Here is an 8,669-nt window from a genome sequence, read left to right as displayed (position 1 = left end):
CAACCGCGTGCGCGACGAGGTCGCCACCCTGCCCGAGCTGGCGTCGATGCGCGACAACGCCACGCGCGGGTTGGCCCGGGTGGCCTGGCACCGCGCCGACTACGCGCTGGCCGTCGATCTGGCCACCGAGGCGCTGCACAGCGCCGAAGGTCGCGGCGACGACGCCGGCGTGGCGCAGTCGCTGTGGATCCTGGGCGAAGTCGCCAGAATTCAGGGCGAGGGCGAGGCCGCCCGCGACTATTACGGTCGGTCGATGGCCTTGAGTCAGGCCAGCGACCAACCCTCGGAGGTGGCCCGCAACCTGCTGAGCCTGGCGCAGCTGGCCCGCTTTCAAAAACACTTCGACCAGGCCGAAGAGCTCTACCAGCGCGCTCTGCGCCGCTATGAGGCCCTGGGCGACCGCCGCGGCGCCGGCCAGTGCTACAACGGCCTGGGCGACGTGGCCCGCTTCCGCGACAGCTACGACGCGGCGCGGCGCTTCTATGAGCGCGCGCTGGCCACCTACCAGAGCATCGGCGCGGAGCTCGACGTGGCGCTCGTCTACACCAACCTGGGGCTCACCTCGATCGCGCTCAATGACTACCCGGCGGCCGAAGACTTTTTGTGCGCCGCGCGCGAGCGCGTGGCCGACGAGGAGTACCCCTATCTGCAGGCCGGCATCGAGTACAACCTGGCGCTGGTGCGCGCGCTGCGCGGTGAGGATGACGACGCCGAGACGCTGCACCGGGTGCTCGAGCTCTCGGCGCGCTTCCCCATCCCGGATCTCGACTACGCCCAACCCCTGGAGCGCCTGGCCCGGCTGCGCGCCGACGCCGGCCACCCCGATGAGGCCCGCGCGCTCTGGATCCGCGCCCGCGACATCTACCGCGAGCTTGAGCTCGAAGGCGACCTGGCTCGCGTCAACGCCCAGATCGACGAACGCGCCCCGACCGAGTGAGGCCAGGGCGCGTCCGGGGGTTGCGCTAAGCTCTTGATATTGATGGTGATTATTCGCCGGGGATCTGGCCGAGGATGCGACGCACCCCGGTGACCGCGCGGTACATCCCGACGTGGCGGTAGACCCCGGGCTGACCGACGATGGTCAGAAAGAGCGGCTCGCCATCGACCTCAAAGCTCTTCACATGGATCGCGTCGGCTTCGATGCCCGGCACAAAATGCGGCATCCGCGCCAGGATGCGCTCGCGGTGGCCTTTCTCAGTGCTGCGGCAGAGCAGCGGGGCGTAGGCCGCCAGAATATCGGACTCGGCGTCGTCGCCGGCCTGCGCGATCACCAGCCCGCGGCTGTCGCCCAGGGTGAAGTTGCGCAGCTGCTCGCGCTCAAAGATGTGCTCCAGCTGCAGCGTCAGCGCGGTGATGGTCTGCGTGCTGCGCTTGCGACGGCGTTCCAGGTTGACAGGCAATGCGCTCATGATCCGCTCCTTGGATGGTGCCGCTCGGCGTCTGGCCCTCATCCATGGGGGCGACTGCGCAGCTGATGGCGGCGGTTCCTCGTGATAATGTTCGCACGGTGACCTGATCCCGGGCTGACATCCCTGCAGCCGATCCTGGGGACCTGAGTCGCGGTCGCTCATCCTCGAGCCACCCGGCCGTCCGACGCGGGACAACGCCCTTTGCCGTGACTCGCCGTGGAACACCGTCAGGCTACGGCAGCCCCGCCGGGCGTCAAAAAAATTGATGGGTGAGGGCTTTGGCTGCGCTGGAATGCTCCTTGCAGCGTTGAGGGGGGCGTGCAAATGTTGTCGCTTCGGTGTATGAGACAGCCTTAAGGCCCTTGCGCCGACAAAATCATAACGACCCACCTGAGAGATAAACGATGGCCCCGAACCCCAGAGCGCTCGCCAGCACCACCGCGGCCGCGCTGATCCTCCTCAGCGCTCCGGCTTTTGCCCAGACCGCCGCGACCACCTCCGGGACTGTGGATCAGACCGACCCGGTCGAAGTCAACGAAGCCGAAGAGCTCGCCGAAGAGGTCGATGATAACATCAACGATGAGCTCGACGATCTTCTCGGTGAAGAGGAAGACGACAAGCCCTGGTCATTGGGAGCTTCGCTGGGCTTCTCGGTCGGGCAGGGCACCTTTGTGAGCGTCGCTAACGACACGCAGTGGGCCGACCAGGTAGGCGACGCCAGCCGCGCCTACGATCGCGTCAGCATGCGTTTTGGCGTCAGCGGTAGCTACAGGGTTCAGGACTTCAGCTTCTCGGGCAGCCTGGGCTTTAGCCAGGGGCTGACGGCCAACAACGGCATCAACGGCTCCTATGAGACGCGCCTGGGCGACCTGGGCCTGAGCGCGGGCTGGAAGGGCTGGAGCTTTGAGTCGACGGGCATCTCGCTGACCCCCTCGCTCTCCGTGGCGCTTCCGACCGGCCGCACCTCGCGGGTCTCCACGATGCTGCTCTCGACCTCCGTCGGGCTGGGCCTCTCGAAGACCTTCTTCAAGCGCCTTACCCTGGGCGCGTCGATCGGCGGCTCGCGCACCTTCCACCGCTACACCTCGCCGGTCATCGACATCGACGACATCGGTGAAGCCAACGCCATCTACCGCTACGACGGTAGCGAGGCGGTGGAGCCCGGCCGTTTCGCGGTGGGCGGCATCAACACGCCTTACTCACTGAGCACCGGCCTGTCGGCGAGCATGCGCTTCCCGCATAAGATCAGCCTGAGCATCGGCTATAACCTGAGCACCGCCTGGTCGTACCGGGTCAACGAGTCGGATGAGTTCAGCTCGCAGTACGAGTGCCGCGGCGTGCGCTGCGCCGGGCAGGGCGCGGCCGGCTCGGTCTCGCTGAGCTACAAGGTCACTGACTGGCTTGGCGCCAGCCTGAGCGCGCGCACCTTCGGTGGCCCGCGCACCCCCGATCAGCGCTCGCTGGTCTTCCCCTTCTGGAACTTCAACGGGGCGGCGACCAACCAGAGCACGATCGGACTTGGCTTCAACGGCTCCTACTGAGCTGACTTCGCCCTCATGAGGGGCGATGCTGCCGCAACGAAAACGACCGCCGCCCTGCGCACAGGGCGGCGGTCTTTTTTCTTGTGTGAGCATCAGGGGCTGTCAGGGCGTGTTGAGCGCCCAGTCGTAGTCCATAAAGACGATGTCTACGTTCGGGGCGTCGTCGTTTTGAAGGCGAGCGCGGATGGCCTCGGAGGTGTAGATCTCCACGTAATCTACAAGCTCGGTGGTGCTCCCCTGGTAGGCGGGGTCGGTGAAGTCGCTGCCGTACCAGTCCATGATTTTCGTCAGGTAGAGCGTGTCACCCTCAATGCGAGCGAACTTCGGGTCGCTTAAGCTGGCGCGAGTGCGGGCGTCGAGCTGCGCGTCGACCTCGGCGCCGGTGTAGGCGTGCTCGGCCAGGTGGGGGCAACTTCGGGCGGCGCAGTTCACAGCAAAATGAATGCGCGGATCTTCGTAAAGGGGGCGGATCAACCCGTGCTCGATCTCATCGAGGCTCAGCAGGTATCCCGCCACCTCACAGCGGGGCTCGCCCCAGGGATCGCTGATGTCGCGGATGGAGTCGACCGGCAGGTTGTCGACGATCAGCCGCAGCGTGCACGCGTTGTACGCGTTGATGAGCATCGCCAGCTGTTCATCTTCATTCAACGTGGTGGCGTCGGCCTCGGCCAGCGCGCTGAGGTAGGCGTCGAGCTCGGCGCGATCGTCGCGTAGCCCGGTGTAATCAACGTGACCGGCCTCGGCGTTGACATGCGCGCTTAAAAGGGTGTCGAGGGCGCTGTGATCGAAGCTCTGGGTGCCGGAGCTCTGGCCTGTACGAAGTTCGTCGACCAGAGGGCTGTCGATGAGCTCAGCGCCCGGGGCGCTGCACGCGCTCACGAGCGCGATGGCGGCGAGCAGGGCGGGGGGGCGAAGGGACATCTCAACCTCGTGGGGGCAGGGGCGACTTCGACAAGGGTGCCTGCAGTTTAAACGCGCCGCCCCTTAAGGCAACGCCTCCGGCGGGGAGGGCACCGTGATGTGAAAGAGGTAGTCGCGCCAGTGCTCGCGCATATGCGTGAAGTAGGGCGAGGGGTGGGTGCCCCAGCGGCGCTCCAGCCGACTCCAGAGGGTGTGCAGCACCGGTTCAAAGAGGTGCTCTCGCTCCCGAAGATGCTCCCAGATGGCCTGCGCGATGGGGTAGTACGACCAGTGCCACCGCTCCTCCATGTGGGCAAACTGCTGCGCCTGAGCGTCCGGACCGAAGGGCTGAAAGAAGCCGTAGTCGAGCGCCTGACCATCGAGCCAGCGCCAGGCCTCGTAGAGCTGCGCGCCCTCCTCAAAAAGACGCGGGTTCAGCCCCAGAATGTCGAACTCCGTGCCCCAATGATGGCGCGAGAGGGCCGGAGCGGCGCTCGCCAGCAAGATCTCCTGCTCGCGATCGGCGGGGGTTAGCTCTTCAAACCAGCAGCGTTTATGGCGCTCGCTCTCCGGCTTCCAGGTATGACCCGGGGTCAGGCCGCAGCGCTCGGCGGCGCGCTCGGAGATCTTGTTGAAGGAGCGGCCGGTAAAACGCATCTTGCGGTACCAGATGAAGCTCTGCGAGCTCATGTCACGGTAGTCCGAGCGCAGCAGCGCGCCGCGGACCTGGGAGAAGAAGCGCGGGTAGCGCTGCAGATGAGCGGCCAGCTCGGCCCGGGTGGCGAAGCGCCCGCCGAAGTTGCCACGCAGGCTCAGAAAAAGTCGAAAGCCGTGGTCGGGCTCGGCGCTCGCGGCCACCATCGCCTCGATCAGGCAGCGCAGTTGGGTGCTGGCCTCAGCGAGCGCGGTGCGCGGAGGCCGGCGTTCGCCAAGGATCCAGCGCTCCAGCTCGTCGGGGTGGGTCAACGCGAGCAGGCGCACCGCCTCGGCCCAGCGTGCCTTGCGTTCGGCCAGGCGTGTGGGTTGGTGCAGATCCAGGCAGCCCTGAGGCGCATGAAGTTCAAGCGCGTTGAGCAGATCGTCGGGATCCCAGTCATCATGCCGGCTGCGCTCGACCAGCGCCCGCGCCCGCGGGCTGAGCCCCGACCAGGTAGCGAGCTGCAGCGCCTTTCGGCTGACCTCCAGACCCACAGAGTGCGCCTCGGCCACGCTTTTGGTACGATGCGCCTCCGCGTCATGCTCCTGCTCCGAGGCATTCGCCGCGCTCGCCAGCAGGCAGCCAAAGAGCAGCAGCGTCGCCGCCACAATGCCCCGCCAACCCTGTCTGAAGTGCGCGCTTTTCATCCGGCGTTGCCTAACACAGCGAGCCAAACGTGTCGAATCTACGAACCCTGATGCTGGCGCTCACCCTGGGGGCGCTGGTGGTGGCGGGAGCCCCTGCTTCAGTGCTCGCGCAGAGCGCGCCGAGTGATGCCGATGAGGCGCGTGATGACGTCCCGCCGGAGGACACCGCCGGCGACGCGGCGGGCACACGCGACGCGGACGCCGCCGAGGAGACCTCGGAGGGCATTGTGATCGAAGGGGTCGCCCGGCCGCGCGGGGTCATTGAATTACCCGGTCTTGGCGACGATGCACAGGATGGCGAGGAGGCCGCACCCGGGGCGTTGGTCATTCAGCGTGGGGCGGCAGGCGTGGGCGCAGGGAACGGCTCTCGGACGATCCGACTCTCCTTTGAGCGCAATGGCGCGTCAGTGCTCATCCCGGCGAAGGTCGGGCGCATCGACGTCTATTTTGTGCTCGATACCGGCGCGAGCTACACCACCCTGACCTCCGAGGTGGCCCGTCAGGCGCGTATTACCCCCGAGGCCGGTGCTCCCACCACGCTGATGCAGACCGCCGGCGGGGTGCGTGAGGCGCGTTTTGGCATGATGAGCTCGCTGCAGCTGAACCAGACCACGTTGCGCCACGTGTCCTACACCCTCTGCGACGCCTGCGGCTTTGGCACCTACCGCGATCGGCCCGTGGTGGGCCTGCTGGGGCTCAACGTCCTGCAGCGTTTTCAGATGAACCTGGACTCGGCCGCCGGTGTGGTGGAGCTGACGCCGAGCCCCAACTTCCGGGATCAGAGCGTGGACATGCGCCCCTGGCTGACCTACCAGATCAAGCCGTTGCAGGTGCACCTCAAGCGCAACGCGCTGCCGCGCCTCGCGGTGGAGGTGCGAAATATGTCGGGGGAGCAGGCGGAGCGTGTGGTGGTGGAGTTTCGCTGCCAGCTTCAGGACGGAAGCGTGGAGCACGTGCGCACGCCTCCCACCACAGTGCCCGCGCGCTCGGTGGTCGATACCGAGCTGACGCGCAGCGTGCCCGCCTGCCGGGGATGGCAGGCCAGCGTGGTGGAAGGCTACTGGCGCTGAGTGGGCACCCCGGGCTCAGTGGCTGTTGGCCGCGACATCGTCGGGCAGGGCCACGTTGATGGCCTTGGGGTACTTCTTGCCGTCATTGCCACCGTATTGAAAATCGACCGGGATCACCTCGCCGGGCACATAGGCCGGCAGCCGCGCGCGCAGGTCGTCGTCCACCACGTTGGCGATATGGAAGAAGAACTTGCGCTCATCGTCGGTCTGAATGAAGCCAAAGCCCTTGTCGGTGAAGTACGCGATGACCCGACCGCCGAGGTCCTGGCCGATGTCGAGCTCGTCATCAAAGGACATACGCTGAAGACGCTCGACGTTCTCTTCCAGATCAAAGAAGTGGAAGGAGCAGTCTTCGTTAATGCGGATGCCGATAGCCTTGACCTGCGCGTAGCGCCGATCAAAGAGGAAGGAGAGGCAGGCGCCAAAGGCCACCAGCAGCCCGCCCGAGCTCAGCGAGGTGTCGGCCAGCTCCACATAGAGCGCTTTGAGCACGATCCCGCGGCGCGCGGCCTGCAGAAAGTCCTGCTGCTCCTCCAGATTGTCGATCGAACCGGTGACATGCACCCCCAGGTTGACGTGGGCGTGAATGTCCTCAAACCCGGTGATCATAAAGTCGAGGAGGTAGCGCTGCCGGAAGTTATCGTCATGATCGACTCTGGCGCCGGCGCGCTCGGAGTACTGGCGCAGCGCATCGGCCAGGTCGACGTTAGTCGGGTTGGTGGAGAGCTTGCTGGTCACTTCATCTCCGATTGCCATAGTATCACCTCACAGCAGCGTTCAATGCCTTCGCGCGTCGCGCCGGGGTTCGCGACATGCCAGAATGGGCATGTGCGAGGCGCTCTTAGAGAAGATAAACAGCTCGGAGGCGCTCGCCAGTCGTTTTCGACGGCGGGTGCGCGACGTGCATACCTAATAAGAAAGCCGGCCAGAAGATCATTCCCCTTTGTCAAGAAGCCGTCGATGACGCCCCATTCTTCACGCTCCCCGGGCCCCATGCCTCCCGAGACGATCGGAATGCGGCGAGCCTGTCTGGAGGTTATAGGGCCTCGGTGGTGAGCTGTTGAGCCGGGAGCTTTTCCCTGGCACGGCGTGGCTAGGGCCCGTGACTTCTCCGCATCAGGACCTCGTTTTATGACAGACCCTCAAGCTCATGATGACTTCGCCGGCCACCAGCTGGCCGGGCTGGCCGAGGAGCACCGCGGCTACGTGCGCGTCATCGATCAGCGCCTGGCCAAAACCTACGGCCTGGGCGGCATGCCTTTTTTTGTGGTGCTGGTGGCCCTGCCGATCCTCGCGGCCCTCTTTGGCTGGTGGACCTCGGCGATGTTGTGGATCCCCGGGCTCACCCTGGCGTTGATCGTGCTCTACATCGGTCGCAAGGCCATCTACGAGCGCCGCGATCGCGTGCGGGAGCAGGTCGAGACCTACGGCGCTACCAACGGCGTCTCGATGGCGCGCCTTGCCGCGCATTTTGAGGCCGAGGGGGAGTACAGCTTCTTTGTCGCCCTCTACGAAGATCGCGCCGCGCCTGTGGCGGATGCGGGTGAGCGGGCCGAGCCGGGGGCCAGCCTGTGAACGGACTTCAGGAGGTATGGCAGGCTGCCGGGCCGATGCTCTACCCGGTGGCGCTGGTCTCGCTGGTGGGCGCGGCGCTCTTTTTCGAGCGCCTCGTCGCGCTGCGTCGCTCGGCGGTTGCGCCGGTGGGGTTGGCCGAGCGGGTGCGCAAGGCCGCGCAGGCCGGGGACCTGGCGAGCGTGCAGAAGGAGGCCCGCGCCATCTGCCAGAGTTCATCCAGCGCGGTGGCCGGCGTGCTCGATGAGGGGCTGCGCTTTGCAGGCTGCTCCCGCGCCGAGATCCGTGAGGCGATGGAAGATCGCGGCCGCCGCGAGCTCGCTCACCTCGAGCGTTTTGTAGGCGGCGTAGGCGCGCTGGCCACCGTGGCTCCGCTGCTGGGGCTTCTGGGGACGGTCACGGGCATGATCCGGGTCTTTCAGTCGGTGGTCGATGAGGCCACGCCGAAGGGCATCGTCGATCCGACGCTCCTGGCCGGGGGCATCTGGGAGGCGCTGATCACCACAGCGGCCGGGCTGGCCGTGGCGATCCCCCTCTACCTGGGATACCGTTACCTGCTGGGGCGAGTCGATCGCTGGGCCACCGAGCTGGAGGAGGCCGCCGCCGGCCTGCTCGACGTGCTCGCGCCGCCTCCCTCCCTGGCCGCGCGCGCCGCGGGATCCCATGCGAAGCAGGCCAGCGCACAGGGCGACGACCCGGCTCACCGAGGCGCGGAGATCGCCCCGAGTGAGGCTGTGTGATGGCGTTGTCCGGTCGCTTTTTTGTGGTTTTTCAGGGGGTTAGGGCGCATGGTTCGCCGGGGGCTGAGCGATGCTCCGGCGTCGCGGGTCGTC

At 66.4% G+C, this 8,669-nt stretch carries 9 protein-coding genes; 5 read left to right on the top strand and 4 right to left on the bottom strand.

Annotation, left to right across the window (positions count from 1 at the left end; translation table 11 throughout):
- The coding region (locus tag FRC96_RS18180) for a tetratricopeptide repeat protein (RefSeq protein WP_146976586.1) at positions 1 to 937 on the top strand (937 nt) is incomplete at its 5' end.
- A 49-nt stretch (positions 938 to 986) separates the two neighbouring features.
- Here FRC96_RS18180 and FRC96_RS18175 read toward each other — a convergent pair.
- Entirely contained in the window at positions 987 to 1,409 is a 423-nt protein-coding gene (locus FRC96_RS18175; RefSeq protein WP_146976584.1) for a hypothetical protein, read from the bottom strand.
- A gap of 404 nt (positions 1,410 to 1,813) precedes the next feature.
- Between FRC96_RS18175 and FRC96_RS18170 the strand changes: the two genes are divergently transcribed.
- Positions 1,814 to 2,950 (top strand): hypothetical protein, encoded by a 1,137-nt coding sequence (locus FRC96_RS18170; protein WP_146976583.1) that lies wholly within the window; start codon positions 1,814 to 1,816, stop codon positions 2,948 to 2,950.
- Between the two features lie 102 nt (positions 2,951 to 3,052).
- Here FRC96_RS18170 and FRC96_RS18165 read toward each other — a convergent pair whose 3' ends face one another.
- Positions 3,053 to 3,871 carry a DUF547 domain-containing protein gene (locus FRC96_RS18165; RefSeq protein WP_146976581.1) on the bottom strand — a complete coding sequence of 273 codons (819 nt, stop codon included), beginning with the start codon at positions 3,869 to 3,871 and terminating at the stop codon, positions 3,053 to 3,055.
- Between the two features lie 63 nt (positions 3,872 to 3,934).
- Positions 3,935 to 5,155 (bottom strand): D-alanyl-D-alanine carboxypeptidase family protein, encoded by a 1,221-nt coding sequence (locus FRC96_RS18160; protein WP_146976579.1) that lies wholly within the window; start codon positions 5,153 to 5,155, stop codon positions 3,935 to 3,937.
- A gap of 68 nt (positions 5,156 to 5,223) precedes the next feature.
- On the opposite strand from FRC96_RS18160, the gene FRC96_RS18155 reads away from it, so the two are divergent.
- Positions 5,224 to 6,264, top strand: a complete 1,041-nt coding sequence (locus FRC96_RS18155; protein WP_146976578.1) for a retropepsin-like aspartic protease family protein — start codon at positions 5,224 to 5,226, stop codon at positions 6,262 to 6,264.
- Positions 6,265 to 6,279: 15 nt separating this feature from the next.
- Here the strand turns inward: FRC96_RS18155 and FRC96_RS18150 are convergent, their stop codons facing one another.
- Entirely contained in the window at positions 6,280 to 7,020 is a 741-nt protein-coding gene (locus tag FRC96_RS18150; RefSeq protein WP_146976576.1) for a cold-shock protein, read from the bottom strand.
- Positions 7,021 to 7,395: 375 nt separating this feature from the next.
- On the opposite strand from FRC96_RS18150, the gene FRC96_RS18145 reads away from it, so the two are divergent.
- Both FRC96_RS18145 and FRC96_RS18140 read left to right on the top strand, forming a co-directional pair.
- Positions 7,396 to 7,839 (top strand): hypothetical protein, encoded by a 444-nt coding sequence (locus FRC96_RS18145; RefSeq protein ID WP_146976574.1) that lies wholly within the window; start codon positions 7,396 to 7,398, stop codon positions 7,837 to 7,839.
- On the top strand, positions 7,836 to 8,576 hold the full coding sequence (locus FRC96_RS18140) for a MotA/TolQ/ExbB proton channel family protein (RefSeq protein WP_146976572.1): 741 nt from the start codon (positions 7,836 to 7,838) through the stop codon (positions 8,574 to 8,576). Before FRC96_RS18145 ends, FRC96_RS18140 begins: the two co-directional genes overlap by 4 nt.
- The last annotated feature ends 93 nt before the right edge of the window (positions 8,577 to 8,669 follow it).

This window comes from Lujinxingia vulgaris, from assembly GCF_007997005.1.
Taxonomy (GTDB): domain Bacteria; phylum Myxococcota_A; class Bradymonadia; order Bradymonadales; family Bradymonadaceae; genus Lujinxingia.
The sequence above is the reverse complement of the archived record's forward strand: the minus strand, read 5'-3'. Positions and strand labels throughout refer to the sequence as shown.

Coding starts and splice junctions, on each gene's coding strand:
- FRC96_RS18150 (WP_146976576.1), bottom strand. CDS start 7,020: ATGGCAATCGGAGATGAAGTGACCAGCAAGCTCTCCACCAACCCGACT.
- FRC96_RS18170 (WP_146976583.1), top strand. CDS start 1,814: ATGGCCCCGAACCCCAGAGCGCTCGCCAGCACCACCGCGGCCGCGCTG.
- FRC96_RS18145 (WP_146976574.1), top strand. CDS start 7,396: ATGACAGACCCTCAAGCTCATGATGACTTCGCCGGCCACCAGCTGGCC.
- FRC96_RS18165 (WP_146976581.1), bottom strand. CDS start 3,871: ATGTCCCTTCGCCCCCCCGCCCTGCTCGCCGCCATCGCGCTCGTGAGC.
- FRC96_RS18175 (WP_146976584.1), bottom strand. CDS start 1,409: ATGAGCGCATTGCCTGTCAACCTGGAACGCCGTCGCAAGCGCAGCACG.